Origin of the sequence: Mesorhizobium dulcispinae, assembly GCF_033977345.1 — a bacterium.
Lineage (GTDB): Bacteria > Pseudomonadota > Alphaproteobacteria > Rhizobiales > Rhizobiaceae > Mesorhizobium > Mesorhizobium dulcispinae.
The window spans coordinates 235421-257849 of sequence record NZ_JAVIIY010000008.1; the positions used below are offsets into that span (position 1 = coordinate 235421).

Here is a 22429-nt window from a genome sequence, read left to right on the forward strand (position 1 = left end):
CAGCGCTACGCCACCGCCTCAGACCGGGTTGTTGAAGGTATCGCAGTCCGAAAGCTTGCCGCTCTTGTAGCCGCGCGCCAGCCAGGTCTGCCGCTGTGCTGACGTGCCGTGGTTGAAGCTTTCCGGGACAACATAGCCCTGCATCTTCTTCTGCAGCGTGTCGTCGCCGATCTGCTTGGCGGCATTCAGCGCACTTTCCATGTCGCCCTGCTCCAAGATGCCCTTCTGCGCGGTGTAGTGCGCCCAGACTCCCGCGAAGCAGTCGGCCTGGAGCTCGACCCGCACAGACATCTGATTGGCCTCGGCCTCGCCCATGCTCTGCCGCATCTGGTCGAACTTGGACATGATGCCGGTGAGGTTCTGCACGTGGTGGCCAACCTCATGCGCGACCACATAGGCCCGCGCGAATTCGCCCGAGGCGCCGAACTGCTGGTCCAGCTGCTGGAAGAAGGTCATGTCGAGATAGACCTTGTGGTCGCCCGGACAATAGAACGGCCCCGCCGCCGAGGAGGCAAAGCCGCAGGCCGAGCGGATCTGGCCGCTGAACAGCACCAGCTTGGGGTCCTCATAGGTCAAACCATTAGCCTTGAAGATACCGGTCCAGGTGTCCTCGGTCTCGGCGAGCACTGTCGCCACGAACTGCTTCATCTCATCGGAAGCAGGCGCCCCGGTGCTGTCCTGCGAACCACTGTTGTCGGTGATCTGGCCACCACCGCCGTCGCCCAGAATCTGCGATGGATCGAAGCCGAAATACCATCCGGCAAGAACGACCAGGATGACGAAGATGATGCTGCCGCCGCCGCCGGCGCGCCCGCCGATCGGAACGCGGAACTGGCCTGGGCTACCGCCGCCGAATCCGCCGCCGCTATCGCCACGCTGATCTTCGATGTTGTCGCTCTGGCGACGGCCTCTCCAAAGCATGGCAACTCCTCGCAATGCGAATGTTCTGGAAGGTCCGGCCCGTGACCGCCCCCGCCAGACAATTATCGCAACGCATACGCCAAGTCACAGCATTTTTCGCGTGGCCGGCACCGCGACCTCGCGCTCCTCAACCCGATCCTTGCGTGCGAAACGCCCAGGCTCAGCGGGCTGAGGTCATTGCTTTGCGGAAAGCTTCCAGCGTCTCGGCGCTGACATGGTGTTCGATGCCCTCGGCATCGATGCGCGCCGTCTCGGCGCTGACGCCGAGCGAGCGCAGGAACGCTTCGACCGTCTGGTGACGGATGCGGCTCTCCTCCGCCACTTTGCGGCCGGCCTCGGTCAGGAACACCCCGCGATAGGGCTTTCTGGAGACCAGCCCGTCGGCGCAGAGCCTGGTCAGCATTTTCGCCACGGTAGGTTGCGCGACGCCGAGCCTGGCCGCGATGTCGACCTGACGCGCCTCGTTGCCGTCTTCGATCAGGTCGGCGATCAGCTCGACATAGTCCTCGACGAGCGCGCCGCGGCGCGCTTCACGCGTCTGCCGGAACCCTTCCGAATGGATTTCGGCATCGGGAAGCGGCTCTTCACGTCGAAACGGTCTGTTCCTCAGCGCCAACACGCGCTCCTTCTTGGCTGGCCGAAGGCTGAATCGGGATCGCATTCATAACACGAACCCCGGTGGTCCGGCCGTTTATTTGCATTCCCGCTCACATGCAACGGCCCTCCGCGCCGTCCGACAAAAAGCACAAACAATGAAATATAGCCTATTGCATAATGTTGAGCCGTAGCGTAGATAAGGAGCACAATTTACTCATCCTTGCGGAATCCTCCATGTCCGACGCCGAAGCAGCCGCCGTATACCATTCCTTGTGGCAATTTGCCCGGACCGATGTAGGCGAGCAGCCCAGCCTGCGCGAGGTCAATGCCACGATCGCAGTGCCGCGGACCGGCGTCTGGTTCCGCCGCCTGTTCGCCTTCATGGGGCCGGGCTATATGGTGTCCGTCGGCTATATGGACCCGGGCAACTGGGCGACCGACCTCGCCGGCGGCGCCCAGTTCGGCTACACGCTGCTTTTCGTCATTATGCTGTCGAACCTGATGGCGATCCTTTTGCAGGCGCTGGCCGCCCGCCTCGGCATCGCTACCGGCCGCGATCTTGCGCAGGCCTGCCGCGCCTATTATCCGCGCCCGGTCAATTTCCTGCTCTGGATCGCCTGCGAGCTGGCGATCATCGCCTGCGACCTTGCCGAGGTGATCGGCACGGCGATCGCGCTGCAGCTCTTGTTCGGTATTCCGCTGATCGGCGGTGCCGTGCTCACCGCGTTCGACGCCTTCCTTGTGCTGCTGCTCATGAACAGGGGCTTCCGTTACCTCGAAGCTTTCGTCATCGCGCTGCTGATCATCATCTTCGGCTGCTTTGCCATCCAGATCTTCGTTGCTGCGCCGCCGGCCGGCACGATCCTGCATTCGATGTTCGTGCCGTCGTCCGAGATCGTCACCAACCCGACGATGCTCTACATCGCCATCGGCATCATCGGCGCCACGGTCATGCCGCACAATCTCTACCTGCACTCCTCGATCGTGCAGACCCGCGCCTATGATCGCACCGATGCGGGCAAGCGCGACGCCATCAAGTGGGCGACGACGGACTCGACCATCGCGCTGATCCTGGCGCTGTTCGTCAACGCTTCCATCCTGATCGTCGCGGCGGTGGCTTTTCACGGCACCGGGCATCTGGATGTCGCCGAGATCGGCCAGGCGTTTGAATTGCTGTCGCCGCTCTTGGGCTTGAGCATCGCTTCGATCCTCTTCGCGGTCGCGCTGCTCGCCTCGGGCCTCAACTCGACGGTCACCGCGACGCTCGCCGGCCAGATCGTGATGGAAGGCTTCCTGCGCCTGCGTATCCCGCAATGGGCGCGCCGCCTGCTGACGCGCGGTATCGCCATCGTCCCCGTCGTGGTCGTCACCGCGCTCTACGGCGAAAAGAGCACCGCGCAGCTCCTCGTCTTCAGCCAGGTGATCCTGTCGATGCAGTTGCCCTTCGCCGTGGTACCCTTGGTGCAGTTCGTCTCGGACAAGAAGAAGATGGGCAATTTCGCCATCCCGCGCGGCGTCGCAGCGCTCGCCTGGGTGGTCGCGGCCATCATTCTGGCGCTCAACTTCAAGCTGCTCTTCGACACTTTTGCCGGTTGAGATAGAGCAGCGACATTCCGGCCGGACGCGCTATCTTCTGCAAGCATGACCGGATCGGACGACGCCCGAAAATTCTATGCCAAGCTGATGGCCGCGCATGCGCGCTCCGCCGATCCGCGTATTGAGGAGGCGTTCGCCTCGGTGCCGCGCGAGGCCTTTCTCGGACCCGGGCCGTGGACCGTCTTTGCCGGCGACGGCGGGTTCAAAACGCCGACTGCCGATCCGAGCTACATCTACCAGAACGTGCTCGTGGTGCTCGATGCCGACAAGGGCATCAACAATGGCGAGCCGCTTCTGCACGCCATGTGGATCGGCAAGGTCCAACCGAAGCCCGGCGAAGCCGTCACTCATATCGGCGCCGGTACAGGCTACTACACCGCGCTGCTGGCGAAGCTGATCGAGCCCGGCGGCAGCGTCACCGCCTTCGAGATCGAGGCCGATCTCGCGGAGCGAGCAAGCCAAAATCTTGCAGCTTACGACAATGTGAAAGTGATCCAGGGCAATGCGGTCACCAGCCTGCTGCGGCCTTCCGACATCATCTATGTCAATGCCGGTGTCGCGGCCCCTCCCGCGGCATGGTTGAGGGCGCTCAAACCCGGCGGCCGCATGATCTTCCCGTGGCGTCCCGCCGAGCGCATCGGCCTTGCAGTGATTGTCACGCGCATGGCGGGCGGGTTTGCCTGCCAGCCCTTCATGGGCTCCTGGTTCATCCCCTGCGTCGGCGCCTGGGTCGGCGGGCCGGAAGCGAAAGTGCCAACCCGCGAGCGCGCCGTGCGCACGCGCTCGATCTGGCTGAGTGAAGACAAGGTGCCCGACCGCACCGCCACCGCCGTCTTCGGCGATGTCTGGTTCTCGTCGCGTATCATTGGCGGCGGCAAACGCTAAAAACTTTGTCGGCGGTTGTCGACATGGACGCCCGTCGTTCGTCCTTAGAGCAATTCCAGGAAAAGTGTACAACGGTTTTCCGTCCGGAATTGCGTAAAAACAAACACTTAGAGCGTTTCTTCGAAAGGCTGAACTGCTCTAGGCTGAAATCCGGCCGCGACGGCGCGGATCACGAAAAGGAGAAGACAGATGCGCAAGATCATCGCCGCCACCTTCGTCAGCCTCGACGGCGTCATGCAGGCGCCTGGCGGCCCGGAAGAGGATCCGGTCGGCGGCTTCAAGTTCGGCGGCTGGACGTTCCATTACTTTGACGAGATAGCCGGCGCGGCCATGGATGAATTGTTCTCCAAACCCTTCGCCCTGCTGCTCGGCCGCAGAACCTACGACATCTTCGCCGCGTACTGGCCGTATCAGAAAGATCCGATCGCAGATGCCTTCAACCCTGCGACCAAATATGTGGCGACGCATCGGCCGGAAAGCCTGACGTGGCAAAACACCCAGTCGCTCGGGCCGGATATCGTTGCAAGGCTCAGGCAGCTCAAACAGGAAGACGGACCTGACCTGCTCATCCAGGGATCGGGCAATCTGATCCAGACCCTGCTCGCCAACGGGCTGATCGACGAGATCCGGCTGATGATCTTCCCGCTGTTGCTGGGCAAGGGCAAGCGGCTGTTCGGCCATGACGCGATGCCCGCCGCCTTCAAGCTCATCAAGTCGCAAACCACCAGCACGGGCGTCATCATGGCGACCTATGAGCGTGGCGGCGAGATCAAGACCGGATCTTTTGCGACAGAGCAGCCTTCGGAAGCCGAGCTCGAACGACGCAAGAACTGGAAGTAACGTCCCGAGGCATTCACCAAGCTGGAGCACCCCTCATCCGACCGAGCTTCGCTCGGCCACCTTCTCCCACAAGGGGAGAAGGGAGAGCTTGGCGCATACGGCTCAGCAAATGTCCTGCGTCGACGATTGGCTGCAACGTCGGCACGATCTTCCCTTCTCCCCTTGTGGGAGAAGGTGGATCGGCGCGCAGCGCCGAGACGGATGAGGGGTGCTCCAGCGAGACGCCTGCCTCACGCCGCCTGGCGGAAGCGTGCCAGCCCCTCTCGGATATGAGCCGCAAACGCCTGCGCCGCCGGCGCGACGGCATGCTTCGGCAAATGCAGGTTGACCGAAAAATTCGGCAGCGCCGGCAGGCCGGCATCGGACAGGATGTCGAGGTCGGTCGGAACCGTCGAGGCAAGCCACGTGGTCACCGCAAGGTCCGAGCGCACCGTCGCCGTCGTCGCGTCGATATTGCGGTTCTCGAACACGGTGCGCCAATCCAGCCCATGCTCGCCAAGTGCTGTAAGAACCGCCGGGCGGAAGGCGCAGGTGTCGGCGACCATCGACACCGGCAGCGGCCTCTTCAAGCGCGCCGAGCCGCCTCTCGCTCCGACCCAGACCAGGCGGTCGACGAGCAGGCATTCGCCGGCGGTCGGACCGGCCCGCTCCTCGATGACGGCAAGATCGATGTTCCCCGCGACCAGCCCGGCCGCAAGCTCCGGCGAGGAAGCGCAAACCAGCGAGATCTCCACCTGCGGGTGGGCTTCGGCGTAAGTCTTGAGTACCGGCTGAAGCAACGTGCCGACAAGGTCGTAGGGCACGCCGATCCGCACCTGGCCAGCGACCGCCTTGCCGCTTATCTCCGCCAGGATCTCGTCATTGAGCTGCAGGAGACGCCTGCCCTTGTCGAGCAGCCTTTCGCCGGAACGCGTCAGCTTCAAGCCGCGCCGGTCGCGCTCGAACAGGCTCTGGCCAAGCACCTCCTCCAACCGCTTGATCTGCTGGCTGACGGCGCCTTGCGTCAGATTGAGGGCATTTGCAGCGCCCGTCATGCTCGCCTTTTCGGCTGCTGTGACGAAGGCGCGGACGAGCGTGGTATCGAGATCGCGGATCATCGATCCATTATAGATGCTAATGCCGATCATATCAAAACATTGCATTTACTGATGGGACGAAACGCCTAGCATGCCGGCTCTTCCGATCGGGAAAGCCAAATGTCCGAAACCATCATCCCACTGGTCCTGTTCGCGCTGATCGCGACCTCGACGCCGGGCATCGCCACGACACTGTCGACGGCGTCCGGTGCGCAATTCGGCTTTCGCCGTTCGGTGCCGCTAATGGCCGGCAGCGCCGCCGGCCTCGCTTCGGTGGCCGCGGCAGGCGCGGCCGGCCTCGCCGGACTGCTGACTGCGGTCCCTTCCCTGCAGCTCGCCATGAAGATCGCCGGCTCGCTCTATCTGATTTGGCTGGCGGTCAAGATCGGCCGCAGCGGCCCGCCCAGTCTCGACGTGACCATGGCCAAGCCGAACAGTTTCTTCGGCGGCGCCGGCATCCAGTGGATGAACCCGAAGGGTTGGGCGATGGGGCTGGGTGCTGCCGCTTCCTTCGCGGCGCTTGCCGACGGTCCCTTGCAGCTCGCGCTTCTGTTGGGCGCCGTGTTCGGCCTTGCAGCGGCTTTCTCGCTGTCGCTCTGGTGCGTGGCCGGCACGCTGCTGGCACGCTTGCTCCGGACCGAGCGGCAGTGGCGCGCGCTCAATATCGTGCTCGGCTTGCTGCTGGCCGCCTCGATCCTGCAGATGTTGCGGCCAGCCTGAGAGAGGCGGAGACTATACGGCGTAGCGCGCCGCCGGCTTGCCGGCGAACAAGCTGCCGTAGAACTGGTCCCGCGCGCCGAGATAGGTGTCCAACCCGGCCGGATCGGCGAGGCCCGGCGCGGTGACGGTCTCGCCCTGGGCAAAGCCGGCAAGCGCTGCGTCGACCAGATCGTCGGCACTCATGATCCAGTCCGGATTGATCCTGTCGAGGCTGATTCCGGAGACGTCCCACAACTCGGTGCGGATCGGTCCGGGCACCACTGACTGGACTTTCACATTGGTGCCCGCGACTTCCTTCTGCAGCGCTTCCGTGAAGTTGGCGACATAGGCCTTGGTGCCGCTGTAGATGCCGCCGACGGCAATGCCGTAGGCGACCACCGAGGCGATGTTGACGATGGCGCCGCTGTTGCGCGCAAGCAGGCCCGGCAGCACAGCGCGCGTCAGCCGGGTCAGCGCCACGACATTGACCTTGATCATGCGCTCGGCCGCGTCGGCATCGGCTTCAGCCACCACTGGCTGGCCGGCCATGCCGGCATTGTTGATCAGCAGCGTCACGCTGTCGTCCCCCGACACCGCCTGCTCGACACGGCGCAGATCAGCATCCACGGAAAGATCGGCGACGATCGTCCTGACCTTGCGGCCATAGACGTAAGCCAACCGGTCCGCCACTTCCTGCAGCCGGTCGGCGCGCCGCGCCACCAGCACCAGATCGTAGCCCTGCCCGGCCAGCCGGTCGGCATAGACCGCGCCGATGCCCGAGGAAGCGCCGGTGATCACTGCCGTGCCCTTGTTGTCTGTCTTGCTCATTTTTCTGTTCCTTTCGTCCAGTTCGCTCTCGCTCGGCGTCGGCGACACGTCAGCCACCGCGCCTATGTTCAATCCAATTAGTGGCATATGCCACTTTTGCGGAAGTAGGTATATGCCACTATCTTGTCAACAGCAGTAGCGAAAACTATTTCTGCGGCAGGCCGGCGCGCGTTTTCGCCGGCAAGGAGTGGATATGACCGAAGCTCAGCAGCCCGGATTCAGCCGTTGCAACAACGCCACCTTGCGGCGCGCCGCGCGCAGGCTCGGCCGCTTCTACGACGACGCGCTGGCGCTGTCCGGCCTGAAGGGCACGCAGTTTGGCCTGCTCTTCCAGATCCATATCGGCAGCGAGCCAACGATGGGCGTTATTGCCGAGGCGCTGATCATGGATCTGTCGGCGCTCGGCCACACGCTGAAGCCGCTGATCCGCGACGGCTATGTCGAGACTTTCGCCGACAAGGACGATCGCCGCATCAAGCGCATGCGGCTGACACCGCAGGGCCAGGCCAAACTCGACGAGGCGATCAAGCTGTGGAGCGCCGCCCAGCGGCAATTCGAGGACATGGTTGGCACAGAGCAGGCCGCAAAGCTGCGCGCAGCACTGGACGCGGTGGCTGATCTGGATTTGGAAATGCCGCCGGCCGCTCCTTCGAGTTGAAGAAGCGGCCGTCGATCAATTCTGTAGCTTGTTTTATTCAGCCGGCATGGCGACCGGGCGCGCAAACGCGCGGCCGGCAAGCACCACGCCCAGTCCAACGATCGGGAATACGGCCGCGATCAGGCCGAGATCGGCCGGCGCCCCGAAGCGCAGCACCGCGCCGCCGACCACGGCGCCGAGCGCGACGCCGAAATAGAGCGCCGAGGCATTGAGCGAGAGCACGATCGGGGCGGCATCGGGCGCTATTTTGATGATGCGGCTCGCCTGTGCCGGCGGGAAGGCCCAGCCGACGATGCCCCACGGCACCATCATGCCCATCAGCGCCGGCCCGGCGATCGAATGCGGCAGGAAAGTCGGGATCAGCGAGAAGGTGACGAGCATCGCCGCGCTGAGCGCCAGCGACCAGCAGACGGTGCGCGACGCGCCGAAACGATCGGCGGCCTGGCCGCCGGCGATGTTGCCGATGACCGCGCCGACGCCGAAGGCGAGCAGCATGCCGGGCAATGCAAACGGGCTGAGGCCGCCGCCCTCGATCGCCAAAGGCGCGATGAAGGCAAAGACGGTGAAGGCGCCGACCAGCGCCAGCACAGTTGTGAACAGGATCGGCAGCACGCCGGGACGGACCGCCGCCGCCAGCCGGCGTTTCAGCGGCAGCCTGGTGCCGATAATGCCGCGCGGCAGCCGCCACCACAGGATCGCGCCGGCAAGCGCGCCGAGCCCGGCGATGGCGAAGAAGGTGCCGCGCCAGCCGGCAATCGCCGCAACCAGCGCGCCGAGCGGCGCGCCGACCGCCACGGCCACCGTGGTGCCGCCGACGACGACGGCGATGGCGCGGGCGCGATGGTGGTCATCGACCAGCGCCACGGCCGTCCCTTGCGCGGTCGCCGCGAACAGGCCGGACGATAACGCCATGACGATGCGCGCGATCAGCAGCAGTTCGAAGGACGAGCTCACCGCCGCCACCAGATTGCCGATGACGAAGAACACCAGCGTCCATAGGATGACGCGCCGCCGGTCCCACTCGCCGGTCAGCGTCGCGAGCACCGGCGCGCCGATCGCATAGGCGAGCGCGAAAGCGGTGATCAGCGAGCCTGCCAGTGGAACGGAGATGCCGGCATCCGCGGCGATATCGGGAAGAAGGCTGGAGATGACGAAGCCTTCGGTCGAGATCGCAAACGATCCGAGCGCAAGCCAGAAGATCCGCTTGTCCATGGGTCACGTGTCCTTAGTTCAAAAGTTATTGAACAATTGGACATAAGGAGGCATGATGTCAACGCGGCGACGGAAAAATAACTGAACCCTGCTGACAGCCCTGTGTCAGGACGAGGCCAACGGCGAAGAACGAAACGAAGAAGCTGCGTAAACCGGCACGACAAGGAGACGCGTTGAAGTCGACCCCGTTTGCGCTTAATTCTGGCCCATGACCCTGCCCCATCCAACCGCCGACCAGATCAGCCTGCCGATCGTGCTTGCCGTGCTCGGCGACCCGACCAGGCTGGCCATCGTGCGCTATCTGGCCAGCAAGGAAGGCGTGCCGATGAACTGCAGCAAGTTCCTCGATCTCGCCTCCAAGACCAACCTCAGCTATCACCTCGCCAAGTTGCGCGAGGCCGGCGTCACCCGCGCCGAGGCGGTCGGCACCAGCCGTCTGATCACGCTGCGCCGCGACGACCTCGACAGGCGCTTCCCCGGCCTGCTCGACAGCGTGATCGCGGCCGCCAGCGAGGACAAGGCGCTGCCCGTGGTCGGCACCGTCGACGCCGAAATCGACTCCTGATGCGCATTGCCGTTCTCGCCGACATCCATGGCAACGTGCTGGCCTTGGACGCCGTGCTCGGCGACCTCGAGCGGCGCGGCGGCGCCGACCTCGTCGTCAATCTCGGCGATTGCGTCTCCGGGCCTCTGTGGCCGCGCGAGACATTTGAGCGGCTTGAAGCGCTCAGCCTGCCGACGGTGCGCGGCAACCACGACCGCCGCGTGGCGCAGGATCCGGCCGACGAGAAAATGTGGCCATCCGACCGCTATGCGCAGGAGCGGCTGACCGCCGCGCAGCGGGAAGCGCTGTTTGTCTTGCCGCTCACGCTTGAGATCGCGCCGGGCATCGTGGCCTTCCACGCCCGCCCCGACCATGACGAAAAATACCTTGTGGATGCGATCGTCGACGGCCGGCTGGTGCGCGCACCGCTGACTGCGATCGAGCGGCGGCTGAAGTCGCTCGGCCCGGCCTGCCGCATCGCGTTGTGCGGCCACAGCCATCGCAGCGAGTTGATCCGCATTCCGGGCGGACCGGTCATCTTCAACCCCGGCAGCGTCGGCTGCCCAGCCTATTCCGACGATACGCCGCCGGCGCATGTCTCCGAGCAGGGCACCCCGCATGCGCGCTATGGCATCGTCGAGTTGGACGCGGCTTACCGCCCCGACCGCTTCGAGGCGATCGCCGTGGACTACGACCATGAAGCCGCCGCAAAGCAGGCCGAACAAGCGGAAAGGCCGGAATGGGCGCACGCGCTGCGGACCGGTTTTATAAAGGGTTAAAAGAAAGCCTCTCAACCTCGTCATCCCGGGGCGAAGCAGGAGCGAAGCTCCGTCGCGGAGACCCTGGGATCCATGCCGTTACCTTGATCGAAGGGGGCAAGCGGAGCAGAATTCTGCATCGCAGCAGCGCTCTGAAGTCACGGCATGGATCCTCGGGTCTACGCGGTACGCTTCGCTTCCCGCTGCGCCCGAGGATGACGACGGGATGGGCATTTCGGCCAATCGCCAAGGCATGTGCCCTGCCAAGGTAAGCATAGCCAAGCCGAAGCGTCCATTTTGGAGATGACATGCGACGGCAACCTCCCCTACAAACGCCGTGGCTTGAGGTGGGCGCGTCGATTCCGGTGGCGCCTGAAAATTGCAGTGCATTGCCCATGGCCGAGGGATGAAGCGCAAAGTCACGCTCCGATCGATATTGCTGATCGCCGCTCCTTTGCTGCTGGCCGCCGCGCCGGCCCCGGCTCAGGATGCGCCAGGCGTGATCATTTCGATCGTCGGCGGCCTGGCACCCGACGATCTCCTCAACATCCGCACCACCGCTTCGCCGGGCGGAAAGGTCGCCGCGCGCCTGCCGAACGGCGCGGCCGTGAAGAACTACGGCTGCAAGGTCGTCGACAACTATCCCTGGTGCAAGGTCGAGGATACGCAGGACGCGCACATCATCGGATGGGTGCCCGCCCGCTATCTCAGCCCCAACAATCCGGCGCCGGCGCCTGAAGATGCCGCCGCGCCGGCGACTGACGCCAGCCTGTCTCAGGAAGCCGACGCGCCCTCCGAAGAACCGCCGGACATCGCGGCGCGCCTGGGCGGCGCCGAGCCGGCCGACCCGCCATCCGCGGCCGATATCAGCGTGACCGCCATGCAGGATGCCTACGGCCTCGCCTTCGCGGCATCGGCGGGGGCGCTTCCCGGTTCCGACACCCCTGCCCCCGATGCCGCCGGCGGCATCCCCTGCGCGCGCCATGTCGGCCAGCCGATGACCCGTTGCGAGGTCAGCGTCGCGCATGAGGCTGGCGACAGCGCCGTGACGGTCACCTGGCCGGACGGCGGCACGCGCGTCATCACCTTCCGCGACGGCAAGCCGGCCGGCTCGGACTCCTCCGACGAGTTCCGCTTCACCCGCGAAGGCACGTTGAACATGATCCGCATCGGCGCTTCCGAGCGTTTCGAGATCACGGATCAGTTGGCGCTGGGGAATTAGGCAGTAGGCGCTAGGCGAGGGTTCTGCCCGCTGCGGCCTATTCCCTATTCCCTACTGCCTACTCCCTATTCCCTCATTTTCAGGGTTACATCCGCCAAAACTCTTCCCTATAAGGCCCTCCTAGCCTGATACCAGAATCGCAAGCACAACCGGCCGGGTCCTCCCCCCGCCCGGTTTTTCGTGCAAGCCGCTCGCTGAACGGAACTCATAGACCATGCCAAGACGCACCGACATCAAGTCGATCCTGATCATCGGGGCCGGCCCCATCGTTATCGGCCAGGCATGCGAGTTCGACTATTCCGGCACCCAGGCCTGCAAGGCGCTGAAGGAGGAAGGCTTCCGCGTCATCCTGGTCAACTCCAATCCGGCCACGATCATGACCGACCCGGAGCTGGCCGACGCCACCTATATCGAGCCGATCACGCCCGAAGTGGTGGCCAAGATCATCGCCAAGGAGCGCCCGGGCGCGCTCTTGCCCACCATGGGCGGCCAGACGGCGCTGAACACAGCACTTTCGCTGCGCCGCATGGGCGTGCTCGACCGCTACAATGTCGAGATGATCGGCGCCGATGCGCATGCCATCGACAAGGCCGAGGACCGCGCGCTGTTCCGCCAGGCGATGAGCAAGATCGGCCTGGAGACGCCGCGCTCGATGCTGGCCAACGCCACCGAGGTCAAGGACGCCGACCGCAAGATCCATGAGGCCGAGCGCGCTACGCTGAAGGCCGAGCACCCCGAAAACCTCAATGCGGCACTTGATGCGCTGGAGACACGCTGGAACCTCGGCGAGGGCGACCGCAAGCAGCGCTACATCAGCCACGCGATGGCGATCGCCGCGGAGGCGCTCGACCATGTCGGCCTGCCGGCCATCATCCGCCCCTCCTTCACCATGGGCGGCACCGGCGGCGGCATCGCCTACAACCGCGCCGAATTCTTCGAGATCGTCCAGTCTGGCCTCGACGCCTCGCCCACCACCGAGGTGCTGATCGAGGAGAGCGTGCTCGGCTGGAAGGAGTATGAGATGGAGGTCGTCCGCGACAGGGCGGACAACTGCATCATCATCTGCTCGATCGAAAACCTCGATCCGATGGGCGTGCACACGGGCGATTCCATCACTGTCGCGCCGGCACTGACCTTGACCGACAAAGAATACCAGATGATGCGCAACGCCTCGATCGCGGTGCTGCGCGAGATCGGCGTCGAGACCGGTGGCTCCAACGTGCAGTTCGCCGTCAACCCGGCCGATGGCCGCCTGGTGGTGATCGAGATGAACCCGCGTGTCTCGCGCTCGTCCGCCTTGGCCTCGAAGGCGACCGGCTTCCCGATCGCCAAGGTCGCGGCGAAACTCGCCGTCGGCTACACGCTGGACGAGCTGGAGAACGACATCACCGGCGGCGCGACGCCGGCTTCGTTCGAGCCGACGATCGACTATGTGGTGACGAAGATCCCGCGCTTTGCCTTCGAAAAATTCCCCGGCGCCGAGCCGATGCTGACCACCGCCATGAAGTCGGTGGGCGAGGTGATGGCCATCGGCCGCACCTTCCAGGAATCGCTGCAGAAGGCGCTGCGCGGGCTGGAAACCGGCCTCACCGGCCTCGACGAGATCGAGATTCCCGGTATCGGCCACGGCCCTACCGCCGCCAATCACGTCGACGACCGCAACGCCATCCGCGCCGCCCTCGGCACGCCGACGCCCGACCGGCTGCGCATGGTGGCGCAGGCGATCCGCATGGGCACCTCGCTCGAGGACGTGCATGCCATGTGCAAGATCGACCCGTGGTTCCTCGAGCAGATCGCCGGCATCATCGCCATGGAGGAGCGCATCCGCGAGCACGGCCTACCGCAGGACGCCGCCAATCTGCGCATGCTGAAGGCGATGGGTTTCTCCGACGCCCGCCTCGCGTCACTGACGAAGACCGACGCGGAAGTCGTCCAGAAGGCCCGCGAAAAGCTCGACGTTCATCCGGTCTATAAGCGCATCGACACCTGCGCCGCCGAGTTCGCCTCGCCGACCGCCTATATGTACTCGACCTATGAGACGCCGTTTGCCGGCGAGCTCGCCAACGAGGCACTGGTGTCGTCGCGCAAGAAGGTGGTCATCCTCGGCGGCGGCCCCAACCGCATCGGCCAGGGCATCGAGTTCGACTATTGCTGCTGCCACGCGGCATTCGCGCTGCGCGACGCCGGCTTCGAGGCGATCATGGTCAACTGCAACCCGGAGACCGTCTCGACCGACTATGACACCTCAGACCGCCTCTATTTCGATCCGCTGACGCCGGAAGACGTGCTGGAAATCCTGCGCGCCGAGCAGGCTTCCGGCGAGCTGGTCGGCGTCATCGTCCAGTTCGGCGGCCAGACGCCGCTGAAACTGGCCGACGCGCTGGAGAAGGCCGGCATCCCGATCCTCGGCACCTCGCCCGACATGATCGACCTTGCGGAGGACCGCGACCGCTTCCAGAAGCTTCTGCACAAGCTCGGCCTCACCCAGCCGAAGAACGGCATCGCCTATTCGGTCGAGCAGGCTCGCCTCGTCGCCGCCGAGCTCGGCTTCCCGCTGGTGGTGCGCCCGTCCTACGTGCTTGGCGGCCGCGCCATGCAGATCATCTACAACGAAGGCATGCTGCAGACCTATCTGCTCGACACCGTGCCTGGCCTGGTGCCGGAGGACATCAAGCAGAAATACCCCGCCGACAAGACCGGCCAGATCAACACGCTGCTCGGCAAGAACCCGTTGCTGTTCGACACCTATCTGACCGGCGCCACCGAGGTCGACGTCGACTGCCTCTGTGACGGCAAGGAGACTTTCGTCTCCGGCATCCTGGAGCATATCGAGGAGGCCGGCATCCATTCGGGCGACTCGGCCTGCTCGCTGCCGGTACATTCGCTGCCATCCAACCTCGTCGACGAGCTGGAGCGCCAGACCGCGGCACTTGCCCGCGCGCTCAATGTCGGCGGCCTGATGAACGTGCAGTACGCCATCAAGGACGGCGTAGTTTTCGTCCTTGAAGTCAACCCGCGCGCCTCGCGCACCGTGCCCTTCGTCGCCAAGACCATCGGGCGTCCGATCGCCAAGATCGCCGCCCGCATCATGGCCGGCGAGACGCTGGAAAATGCCTTCGCGCACTATGGCGCGATGCCCGACCCGCGCAATCCCGGCCACATCGCGGTCAAGGAAGCGGTCTTCCCCTTCGCCCGCTTCCCCGGCGTCGACATCCTGCTCGGACCGGAAATGCGCTCGACCGGCGAGGTCATGGGCCTCGACCGCGACTTCGCGCTGGCGTTCGCCAAGAGCCAGCTCGGCGCGGGTGTCGATCTCCCCCGCTCCGGCACGCTGTTCGTCTCGGTGCGCGACGAGGACAAGAAGGGCATCCTGCCCGCCGTGAAGCGTCTCGCCGGCCAGGGCTTCAAGGTGCTCGCCACCTCCGGCACCGCGCGCTTCCTCGCCGAGAACGGCGTGGTGGCGGAAAAGATCAACAAGGTGCTCGAAGGCCGCCCCCACATCGAGGACGCCATTCGCAACCGCCAGGTCCAGATCGTCTTCAACACCACGGACGGCCAGAAGGCGGTGTCGGACTCGAAGTCGCTGCGCCGCGCGACTCTGATGCAGAAGGTGCCGTATTACACGACGCTGTCGGGTGCTGCGGCGGTGGCGGAGGCAATTGCGGCGTTGAGGGCGGGCAGTCTGGAGGTCACGCCGCTGCAGGAGTATTTTGGTTAAGGTGAGGTTGGACAAGCGTCCCTTAGCCAATGAATGACCAAGGCCAGCGGCCACCCCGGTTTCTCCGGGTGCCCACTCACCTGGAGCCCCTCGTACAAGTCCGTTATGCAGCCGACATATTCTATTTGATTTAGCTTAGCTTGCGATTTCGACCTGCTTAGAAAATTCCAAAAACGTCGGTTGATGGATTTGCTTGAGGGACTCGATAACACCGACAAAATTTGGAACGGCTTTCTGCACCGTTTCGTTTGAAATTCGATTCCGGGAGAAGGCAGAGTCAAGCTGATTAGACAGGGACAGCATCAAGTCAACTATAGGTGTCCAAATTTTTGACGCCTTTTCTGGAGAAATATTACTTCTAAGTTGAAGGCTCGACTTGTTAGAGATGGGTTTGCCGAGAATAGCCTCCATACACATGGCTATCACATATACCAGAAGATATGCAGCACCTTTTTTTGCTCAGGAAATTAAGATATGCTTTTTCACTCTGAGTTAGGCTTGACTCGTCCTTCCTCTGCTTTTGAGTAAGCAGTAACCTACGGGGCATTAATTTCTTCCAAGAGAGAAAAACAAAACACAACATGTCTGGCAGTCGTCCTGTCGGTAAAGAATCTTCTATATATATTCTCGCTAGTCCAAATTTCCGATTTTTTATCATAGGCAGTCACCGGGTCACCATGAAAGGCTGCCAGCGATTGCCCTACGGTATAGGATGGAAGAGTGTATTTACTCCTCTTTATGGCGTCGCTCGCGCCACCTCTTCTTCCACCTTCATACTCGGCATTTGGAATCTTGCTAAACTCACTACGCAGTCTCTCCTGAATCTGGTCGGTGCTTCGGAAATCCGCAGCCTGTAACTTATTCTGGGAGTTATTAAATCTAACTACCTTTGACACAATACTTTCTTTGTTAGATTTCACAAATCTAATTGGAACTTGCACAGCATCTGAAGGAGGCACACCCAAACTACTAAGAGAGCCCGTCGTCTGGGCGCCATTAACAATCGATATCCCCTTTAATTTTAATTTACGACCCTTGCTGGATCGTGGCCCAAGAGTATAATCCACCACCAACGCGGTTATTCCGTTATTGAAAACCCAAAAATTCTCCGGCTCATTGATGGCAGTTGTTTCTTAATACCATTGTTTATATTCGAATCACTGGCTCGAGACCCTAGATAGCCGCGCAAATTCGCGGAAAAAAGATCCGTCCCGTATTCACTATAGAGTTGACTTAGCCACTTCGCGCTAACCGTTGTTACGACAGAGCCCCACTCTTTGGATTTTATTTCCATTGCATCTGGGACGCGCGTTTCTAACCGATCTGTGACGATGACGGTGCGCTCCGCCTGGGCGTACAGACGACTTATCTGCTCCGTGCCAATCTCTTCAGCGAAAATATTTATCTCGCTGCCGTTTGGTAAGGCTTTAGGGCTAGTTTAGCAGTATTCTCTACGGTCTTTAACTCGTTAGCCACGTTTTTTGAAGACGGAAGGTTATGAACATACCAAATATATATCTGCTTTATTTCACCGGACGTTATTGCACTTCGAAATTCATCAGCACGACCCTTGAGAGAATCAGGAAGATGATTCAAATCTCTAGTAAGTATCCAGCTAACAGCTGTATTTAAATCGGACGCTTTATTGGCTGGAGCAGAAGTTTTCTTTGATTTTGAATAATAACATTGAGCAATTAGCCCAATCTGCAGCTCTTTGTCGACGTAAAGTATGTCGCATTTCTTGTCGTCTCCGCCACCAGTTATAGACTCTGCAGCTACAGACTGCATATCCTCAAGTCTAAATTTAAGCTGTAGAGCAAGAAGGCCGATAGCGTCATCAGGCAGGTTTAAATCTGCCTTCAGCGTCGCAAGGACCTCTTCCCAATCTGTAGAGCTAACTGCCAAGTTCCCCTCCCTTCGCAAACCCAACGGGACAATAGAATTGTCTTGAAAGAACACAAGTCCGTCTCGGCCAAAATTTGCGCCAAGCAGGGAGCTATTCCCCAGTTATTCGGCAGAGCTCTAAATTGCCATCGTTGACTAGCTGCTGGAGCCTTAGCTGTTCCCAAGTTAGGCTAGCTCATAGGAGATTGCACGTTGCCCCCCTCACCCCTGCCCCGGATACGGCATCCCATCCTTATGCAAAAACCTTCCATCCGAACTCGGGCTCATCATGTCGATGTCGGAGCAGGTGATGAGATCGTCCGGGTTGCGCGAGCCGACTTCCAGGTAGCGCGCTGTAGTCGATGACCGGTTGATCATGTGGTGGCCGTTGCCGCTGTCCTTGGGAAAGGTCGCGCAGTCGCCCGCCTTGAGCAGCGTTTCGCCGCCGTCCTCGACTAGCGTCAGCTCGCCCTCCAGCACATAGACGAGCTCGTCCTCATGGCTGTGCCAGTGGCGCTGGCTCGACCAGCCGCCCGGCGGCAGCGTCATCAGGTTGACGCCGAAATCCTGCAGGCCGCCAGCATCGCCGAGGCGCTGCCGCGTGCGCCCGGCGCAGGGCTGGTCGAAGGGTGGCGGATAGCCGGAGCCTTTGCGAACGGGGACTGATGACAGGTCGATCTTGGGCATGGCTGCTCCTTCGGTTCGAGCGGGTAACGCCCACCATGGCGCTCTACGGCGCCCCCCCTCTGTCCTGCCGGACATCTCCCCCACAAGGGGGGAGATTGGCAGCTTCGCCCGTGGCGCGCTTCCTGCAACGTTGGCGATTGGCGAAAGCCGAGGCGACATCTGATCTCCCCCCAAGTGGGGGAGATGTCCGGCAGGACAGAGGGGGCGCCGTAGAGCGCGACTTTGGATGGTTCGCTCGCCTTGTTCAACTCCCCTGATGCGCCACCGCCAGATCCTTCGCGTGCTTCTCATGCATCTTCAGCACCGGCAGCTCCTTCTTGGCGAATTCCTTGATCGCCGGGTCGTCGCCCGAATTGGCGTAGGTGCTGAACAGGGCGACGGCGTCCTTGTGCGCGTCGGTCTGCATCTTGATGTATTTCTGGTCGAAGTCCTTGCCGCTCGCCTCCTTCAGGTCGCCCAGCATCTGCTGCTCCCTGGGCTGCAGCGCAGGCCCGGCGGGCTTGATCGAAGCCGTCGTCTGGCCCTGGCTGAGCGCCGCCTTGAAATCCTCGGCAACCTTGGTGTGGTCGGCGAGCATCTGCTTGGCGAAAGCCTTCACATCGGCCGACGCCGATTTCTCCTCAGCCAGCTTGCTCGACTGGATCTCGAATTCGTTGGCGTTGGGCACTGTGGCAACGAAGGTCTGGGTGTCGACCTTGTCCGCGGTCACCATCGGGCCGACCGCATCCGGGCTGGTATCGTTCGACTGGGCAATGGCGGCCGGCGCGCCGGCAAGGAGCGCGACGGCGGCCAGGGGCAGAAGCATTCTCATCTGAAGTCTCCGATCCGGAACAGCCCCTCTGCCAATTCCAACGCGGTGCGGGTCACAGCGGTTGCGTCGGTGTCCGCGCCTAGCCTTTCACGCCGCCGGCGGTGAGGCCGGAAACGATCTTGCGCTGGAAGACCAGCACCACCACCACCAGCGGCACGGTGACGACCACCGATGCGGCCATGATGTTGCCCCACGGGATCTCGAACTGTGAGCTGCCGGAAAGCAGCGCGATCGCCACCGGCACGGTGCGCTGCGCATTGTTGGAGGTGAAAGTCAGCGCAAACAGGAACTCGTTCCACGCGCCGATGAAGGCGAGCATCCCCGTCGTCGCCAGCGCCGGCCACATCAGCGGCAGGAAGACGCGGGTGATGATGATCCAGGGCGTCGCGCCATCGAGGATCGCCGCTTCCTCGATCTCGACCGGCAGGTCGCGCACGAAGGTGGTGAGCACCCAGACGGTGAACGGCAGCGTGAAGATCATGTAGGAGAAGATCAGCGCGATGAGCGAATTGTAGAGGCCGGCCCAACGGATCATCTCGAACAGGCCGGCCAGCACCGCCACCTGCGGGAACATCGAGACCGACAGGATGCCGAGCATCAGCGCCGAGCGGCCGCGGAAACGGATGCGCGCCAGCGAATAGGCGGCGGTGACGCCGAGCAGCAGCGAGATCAGCACGACGGCGCCCGAGACGATCAGCGAGTTCATGAGGTTGCGCAGGAAGGTGCCTTCGGTGAGCACGTTCCGGTAGTTGGCGAAGCTGATCGCCTGCGGCCAGAGGCTAGCCTCGAAAAGCTCGGTCCCCGATTTCAGGCTGGTGGCGATGGCGTAATAGAAGGGGAAGACCGCGATGAAGATGATCACCGCCACCAGCAGATAGAAGGCCGCCCGCTTCAGCATCCTCATCTCAGCGGCCTCCATCCAGGCTTATCCGCGCGATGCGGATATAGGAAATGGTGAGCAGGGCGAGGATCAGGAACAGCAGCGTCGAGGCGGCCGAGCCGTAGGCGAACTTGTCGAACTCGAACAGGTTCTCGCGCGCGAACACCGACATCGACTTGGTCTGCACATTGTTGGGCGTCAGCACATAGATCAGGTCGAAGATGCGCAGCGCGTCGAGCGCGCGGAAGATCACCGCCACCATCACCGCCGGGCGGATCAGCGGCAAGGTCACCCGCCAGAAGATCTGCCACGGGTTGGCGCCGTCGAGCCTAGCGACCTCGAGGATCTCGCGCGGCAGCATCTGCAGGGCCGCAAGGATCAACAGCGCCATGAACGGCGTCGTCTTCCAGATGTCGACGATCAGCACCGCGACCATCGCCGTGTCGGCGCTCGCCGTCCAGGCGATCTTGCCGTGGATCAGGCCGAGGTTGATGAGCACGACATTGATGATGCCGAACTGGTCGTTGAGCATCCACTGCCACATCTTGGCCGAGACGATCGTCGGGATCGCCCAGGGAATGAGGATCGCCGCCCTGACAATGCCTCGGCCCGGAAAATCGGCGTTGAGCACGAGCGCGACGATCATGCCGAGGATGGTCTCGCAGACGACCGAGACCGCCGTGAAGCGCACCGTGTTCCACACGGCGCGCCACCACACCGGGTCGGCGAGCAGCCCGTCATAGAGCGTGCGGCCGCTCGGCATGCTGAGCATCGAGAAATAGTTGGCGAAACCCACCCATTGGCGGGCGTCGAGGTCGGACAGCGAGGCGTCGGTGAAGCTGAAATAGACGGTGCGGATGAGCGGCCAGCCGGCGACAGCGGCGAGCACCAGAAGCATCGGCGTGAGGAACAGCCAGGCCGAGCGCACACGCTGCGCCATCAGCCGCGAGCGCGGGCGCCGCGCGGCTGTTGCCTGCGCGCGTTCTGCCTTGCCGCCGCGGATGCCCGAGCCAGCTTCTGCCGGCGCGGTGGTCACCAGACGTTGCCCTTCAGCTTGGTCAGCGTCACTTCGAGATCGGCGAGATTGTCGGCGGCGCTGCCTTCGCCGGACAAGGTCTTGTGCACGGCGGTCCAGAACTGGCTCGACGCCTCATTGTACTTGACCTTGACCGCCGCCGAGGGCCGCGGCGCCGCGTTGAGGAAGACCTCCTTCCAGCGCGGGATGATCGGCTGCTCCTTGGCGATGTCGGCATCGTCATAAAGCGCCTGGATGGTCGGCAGGTTGGAGGTCCTCAGCGTCCGGTATTTCTGCATCTCGGGCGAGGCGATGAACTTGACCATGTCGATCGCCGCGTCCGGGTTTTTCGAGTATTTGGAGACCGCGAGGTTCCAGCCGCCGAGTGTCGCGACCGGCCGCGCGCCTTCGCCCTCGCCTGCCGGCAGCGGCGCGACGTCGAACTTGCCCTTGATCGGCGCGTCCGCGCCGTTGCCGAGCGCATAGGCATAGGGCCAGTTGCGCATGAAAACCGCATTGCCGGTCTGCCAGACGCCGCGCGATTCCTCTTCCTGGTAGGCGAGCACGCCCGGCGGCGCGATGGTGCCGATCCAACCCTTGACCATGTCGAGCGCAGCCGCTGCTTTCGGGTTGTTGACGGAGACGGTGCCGTCCGGCTCGATGATCTGGCCGCCGCCATTCGACATCACCCATTCGAGCGCGTCGCAGGTCAGCCCCTCATAGGCGTTGCCCTGGAAGACGAAGCCCCACATGTCCTTGTTGCCGGCGGCCCGCTCCTTGTCCATGACGAGCTTGGCGGTGTCGGCCAGCTCCTTCCAGGTGGTCGGCACCTTGGCGCCGTATTTGTCGAGCAGGTCCTTGCGGTAATAGAGCGCCGGCGCGTCGGTGAAGATCGGCAGCGCGATCAGCTTGCCGTTGACGGTCTGCGACTGGATGATCGAAGGGAAATGGGCGCCGACGACGTCCTTGGTCGCCGCCGTCAGGTCGACGAGCTGGCTGGCGAGCTGCGGCGCCCAGATCACGTCGGTCTGGTAGACGTCGATGTCGGTGTTTCCGGCCGCGAGCCACAATTTGTACTGGCCGAACTGGTCGGTCGTCGAGGGCGGCATGACGACGATGTTGACCTTGTTGCCGCTCTTCTTCTCATACTGGTCGAGTATCTCGCGCAGCACCTTGATGCCGTTGCCGGTGTCGCCCGACACGATCGACAGGTCGACGGCTCTCGCCGGGGTCGCCGCCAGCATTGCGCCGACTGCCAGCGCAAGAATTGCGTGAAGAAGCTTCATGGCGGTGGACCTCCCTTTGGAGCCGGCGACGGAGACTGCGCGCGTCGACAGCCATCAGATGCCCACCCAGCACTTGAATGCGGAGCGCCGCTTTGGGTTCCAACATGAGCTGTTCGGCATGAAACAGCGGCGTGCGGTCCCTGACCGAAGCGCAAAGGAAGTGTAATCAGGCTGGATGAAAGGGCGGATTTCAAACCAAAGCGGGCGGGCTCCGAAACCCGCCGCCCCGGAGCCCGCCTTGGAGTGGCTGACGCATGCCGGCACAGCCTCCTCCGACGCCTTGCCAGCGTCGATCCGCCGATCGGCCGCCCG

Annotated in this window: 21 protein-coding genes; 9 read left to right on the forward strand and 12 right to left on the reverse strand. The window is 63.0% G+C overall.

The annotated features are described in order from the left end of the window. Nucleotides 1-18: 18 nt before the first annotated feature. Nucleotides 19-921 (reverse strand): KPN_02809 family neutral zinc metallopeptidase, encoded by a 903-nt coding sequence (gene ypfJ, locus RFN30_RS19160; RefSeq protein ID WP_320263644.1) that lies wholly within the window; start codon nt 919-921, stop codon nt 19-21. Nucleotides 922-1081: 160 nt separating this feature from the next. Next, a complete protein-coding gene (gene mntR, locus RFN30_RS19165) occupies nt 1082-1537 on the reverse strand; it encodes a manganese-binding transcriptional regulator MntR (RefSeq protein WP_320263645.1) in 456 nt (151 codons plus the stop codon). Between the two features lie 215 nt (nt 1538-1752). On the opposite strand from mntR, the gene RFN30_RS19170 reads away from it, so the two are divergent. The 3 genes from RFN30_RS19170 (at nt 1753) to RFN30_RS19180 (ending at nt 4839) form a co-directional block, all read left to right on the forward strand. Then, complete coding sequence (locus tag RFN30_RS19170; protein WP_320263646.1) at nt 1753-3114, forward strand: Nramp family divalent metal transporter; 1362 nt, start codon at nt 1753-1755, stop codon at nt 3112-3114. 45 nt (nt 3115-3159) lie between these two features. Beyond that, the gene (locus tag RFN30_RS19175; RefSeq protein WP_320263647.1) at nt 3160-3999 is read left to right on the forward strand and encodes a protein-L-isoaspartate O-methyltransferase family protein; all 840 of its coding nucleotides are present in this window, start codon (nt 3160-3162) and stop codon (nt 3997-3999) included. 189 nt (nt 4000-4188) lie between these two features. After that, on the forward strand, nt 4189-4839 hold the full coding sequence (locus RFN30_RS19180; protein ID WP_320263648.1) for a dihydrofolate reductase family protein: 651 nt from the start codon (nt 4189-4191) through the stop codon (nt 4837-4839). 230 nt (nt 4840-5069) lie between these two features. Here the strand turns inward: RFN30_RS19180 and RFN30_RS19185 are convergent, their stop codons facing one another. Beyond that, nucleotides 5070-5966: a LysR family transcriptional regulator gene (locus RFN30_RS19185; protein WP_320263649.1), complete on the reverse strand. Its 897-nt coding sequence runs from the start codon at nt 5964-5966 to the stop codon at nt 5070-5072. Nucleotides 5967-6035: 69 nt separating this feature from the next. Between RFN30_RS19185 and RFN30_RS19190 the strand changes: the two genes are divergently transcribed. Then, nucleotides 6036-6635, forward strand: coding sequence for a LysE family translocator (locus RFN30_RS19190; RefSeq protein ID WP_320263650.1), 600 nt, complete (start codon nt 6036-6038; stop codon nt 6633-6635). Between the two features lie 12 nt (nt 6636-6647). Here the strand turns inward: RFN30_RS19190 and RFN30_RS19195 are convergent, their stop codons facing one another. After that, entirely contained in the window at nt 6648-7442 is a 795-nt protein-coding gene (locus RFN30_RS19195) for an SDR family NAD(P)-dependent oxidoreductase (protein WP_320263651.1), read from the reverse strand. A 193-nt stretch (nt 7443-7635) separates the two neighbouring features. Here RFN30_RS19195 and RFN30_RS19200 point away from each other — a divergent pair, with 193 nt between their 5' ends. Then, nucleotides 7636-8100: a MarR family winged helix-turn-helix transcriptional regulator gene (locus tag RFN30_RS19200; RefSeq protein ID WP_320263652.1), complete on the forward strand. Its 465-nt coding sequence runs from the start codon at nt 7636-7638 to the stop codon at nt 8098-8100. A 33-nt stretch (nt 8101-8133) separates the two neighbouring features. On the opposite strand, the gene RFN30_RS19205 is transcribed toward RFN30_RS19200, so the two are convergent. Then, nucleotides 8134-9312: an MFS transporter gene (locus RFN30_RS19205; protein ID WP_320263653.1), complete on the reverse strand. Its 1179-nt coding sequence runs from the start codon at nt 9310-9312 to the stop codon at nt 8134-8136. 208 nt (nt 9313-9520) lie between these two features. On the opposite strand from RFN30_RS19205, the gene RFN30_RS19210 reads away from it, so the two are divergent. The 4 genes from RFN30_RS19210 (at nt 9521) to carB (ending at nt 15554) form a co-directional block, all read left to right on the forward strand. Further along, nucleotides 9521-9877 (forward strand): ArsR/SmtB family transcription factor, encoded by a 357-nt coding sequence (locus tag RFN30_RS19210; protein WP_320263654.1) that lies wholly within the window; start codon nt 9521-9523, stop codon nt 9875-9877. Continuing rightward, nucleotides 9877-10635 carry a metallophosphoesterase family protein gene (locus RFN30_RS19215; RefSeq protein ID WP_320263655.1) on the forward strand — a complete coding sequence of 253 codons (759 nt, stop codon included), beginning with the start codon at nt 9877-9879 and terminating at the stop codon, nt 10633-10635. Before RFN30_RS19210 ends, RFN30_RS19215 begins: the two co-directional genes overlap by 1 nt. Before the next feature lie 385 nt (nt 10636-11020). Then, nucleotides 11021-11836 carry an SH3 domain-containing protein gene (locus tag RFN30_RS19220; protein WP_320263656.1) on the forward strand — a complete coding sequence of 272 codons (816 nt, stop codon included), beginning with the start codon at nt 11021-11023 and terminating at the stop codon, nt 11834-11836. 214 nt (nt 11837-12050) lie between these two features. Beyond that, a complete protein-coding gene (gene carB, locus RFN30_RS19225; protein WP_320263657.1) occupies nt 12051-15554 on the forward strand; it encodes a carbamoyl-phosphate synthase large subunit in 3504 nt (1167 codons plus the stop codon). 536 nt (nt 15555-16090) lie between these two features. Here carB and RFN30_RS19230 read toward each other — a convergent pair. From RFN30_RS19230 to RFN30_RS19260, 7 genes are all read right to left on the reverse strand, one after another. Further along, nucleotides 16091-16675, reverse strand: coding sequence for an AIPR family protein (locus RFN30_RS19230; protein WP_320263732.1), 585 nt, complete (start codon nt 16673-16675; stop codon nt 16091-16093). A gap of 280 nt (nt 16676-16955) precedes the next feature. Beyond that, nucleotides 16956-17459, reverse strand: coding sequence for a hypothetical protein (locus RFN30_RS19235; RefSeq protein WP_320263658.1), 504 nt, complete (start codon nt 17457-17459; stop codon nt 16956-16958). A 201-nt stretch (nt 17460-17660) separates the two neighbouring features. After that, the gene (locus RFN30_RS19240; protein ID WP_320263659.1) at nt 17661-18125 is read right to left on the reverse strand and encodes a cupin domain-containing protein; all 465 of its coding nucleotides are present in this window, start codon (nt 18123-18125) and stop codon (nt 17661-17663) included. Nucleotides 18126-18369: 244 nt separating this feature from the next. After that, nucleotides 18370-18936, reverse strand: a complete 567-nt coding sequence (locus RFN30_RS19245) for a DUF4142 domain-containing protein (RefSeq protein WP_320263660.1) — start codon at nt 18934-18936, stop codon at nt 18370-18372. 79 nt (nt 18937-19015) lie between these two features. Then, nucleotides 19016-19840 (reverse strand): carbohydrate ABC transporter permease, encoded by an 825-nt coding sequence (locus RFN30_RS19250; protein WP_320263661.1) that lies wholly within the window; start codon nt 19838-19840, stop codon nt 19016-19018. 1 nt (nt 19841) lies between these two features. Continuing rightward, nucleotides 19842-20756 (reverse strand): carbohydrate ABC transporter permease, encoded by a 915-nt coding sequence (locus RFN30_RS19255; RefSeq protein ID WP_320263733.1) that lies wholly within the window; start codon nt 20754-20756, stop codon nt 19842-19844. A gap of 92 nt (nt 20757-20848) precedes the next feature. Beyond that, a complete protein-coding gene (locus RFN30_RS19260) occupies nt 20849-22117 on the reverse strand; it encodes an ABC transporter substrate-binding protein (RefSeq protein ID WP_320263662.1) in 1269 nt (422 codons plus the stop codon). Nucleotides 22118-22429: the final 312 nt, after the last annotated feature.

Coding starts and splice junctions, on each gene's coding strand:
- RFN30_RS19180 (WP_320263648.1), top strand. CDS start 4,189: ATGCGCAAGATCATCGCCGCCACCTTCGTCAGCCTCGACGGCGTCATG.
- RFN30_RS19255 (WP_320263733.1), bottom strand. CDS start 20,756: ATGGCGCAGCGTGTGCGCTCGGCCTGGCTGTTCCTCACGCCGATGCTT.
- RFN30_RS19190 (WP_320263650.1), top strand. CDS start 6,036: ATGTCCGAAACCATCATCCCACTGGTCCTGTTCGCGCTGATCGCGACC.
- RFN30_RS19245 (WP_320263660.1), bottom strand. CDS start 18,936: ATGAGAATGCTTCTGCCCCTGGCCGCCGTCGCGCTCCTTGCCGGCGCG.
- RFN30_RS19170 (WP_320263646.1), top strand. CDS start 1,753: ATGTCCGACGCCGAAGCAGCCGCCGTATACCATTCCTTGTGGCAATTT.
- RFN30_RS19200 (WP_320263652.1), top strand. CDS start 7,636: ATGACCGAAGCTCAGCAGCCCGGATTCAGCCGTTGCAACAACGCCACC.
- RFN30_RS19210 (WP_320263654.1), top strand. CDS start 9,521: ATGACCCTGCCCCATCCAACCGCCGACCAGATCAGCCTGCCGATCGTG.
- carB (WP_320263657.1), top strand. CDS start 12,051: ATGCCAAGACGCACCGACATCAAGTCGATCCTGATCATCGGGGCCGGC.
- RFN30_RS19240 (WP_320263659.1), bottom strand. CDS start 18,125: ATGCCCAAGATCGACCTGTCATCAGTCCCCGTTCGCAAAGGCTCCGGC.
- RFN30_RS19205 (WP_320263653.1), bottom strand. CDS start 9,312: ATGGACAAGCGGATCTTCTGGCTTGCGCTCGGATCGTTTGCGATCTCG.
- ypfJ (WP_320263644.1), bottom strand. CDS start 921: ATGCTTTGGAGAGGCCGTCGCCAGAGCGACAACATCGAAGATCAGCGT.
- RFN30_RS19195 (WP_320263651.1), bottom strand. CDS start 7,442: ATGAGCAAGACAGACAACAAGGGCACGGCAGTGATCACCGGCGCTTCC.
- RFN30_RS19185 (WP_320263649.1), bottom strand. CDS start 5,966: ATGATCGGCATTAGCATCTATAATGGATCGATGATCCGCGATCTCGAT.
- RFN30_RS19220 (WP_320263656.1), top strand. CDS start 11,021: ATGAAGCGCAAAGTCACGCTCCGATCGATATTGCTGATCGCCGCTCCT.
- RFN30_RS19215 (WP_320263655.1), top strand. CDS start 9,877: ATGCGCATTGCCGTTCTCGCCGACATCCATGGCAACGTGCTGGCCTTG.
- RFN30_RS19260 (WP_320263662.1), bottom strand. CDS start 22,117: ATGAAGCTTCTTCACGCAATTCTTGCGCTGGCAGTCGGCGCAATGCTG.
- RFN30_RS19175 (WP_320263647.1), top strand. CDS start 3,160: ATGACCGGATCGGACGACGCCCGAAAATTCTATGCCAAGCTGATGGCC.
- RFN30_RS19250 (WP_320263661.1), bottom strand. CDS start 19,840: ATGAGGATGCTGAAGCGGGCGGCCTTCTATCTGCTGGTGGCGGTGATC.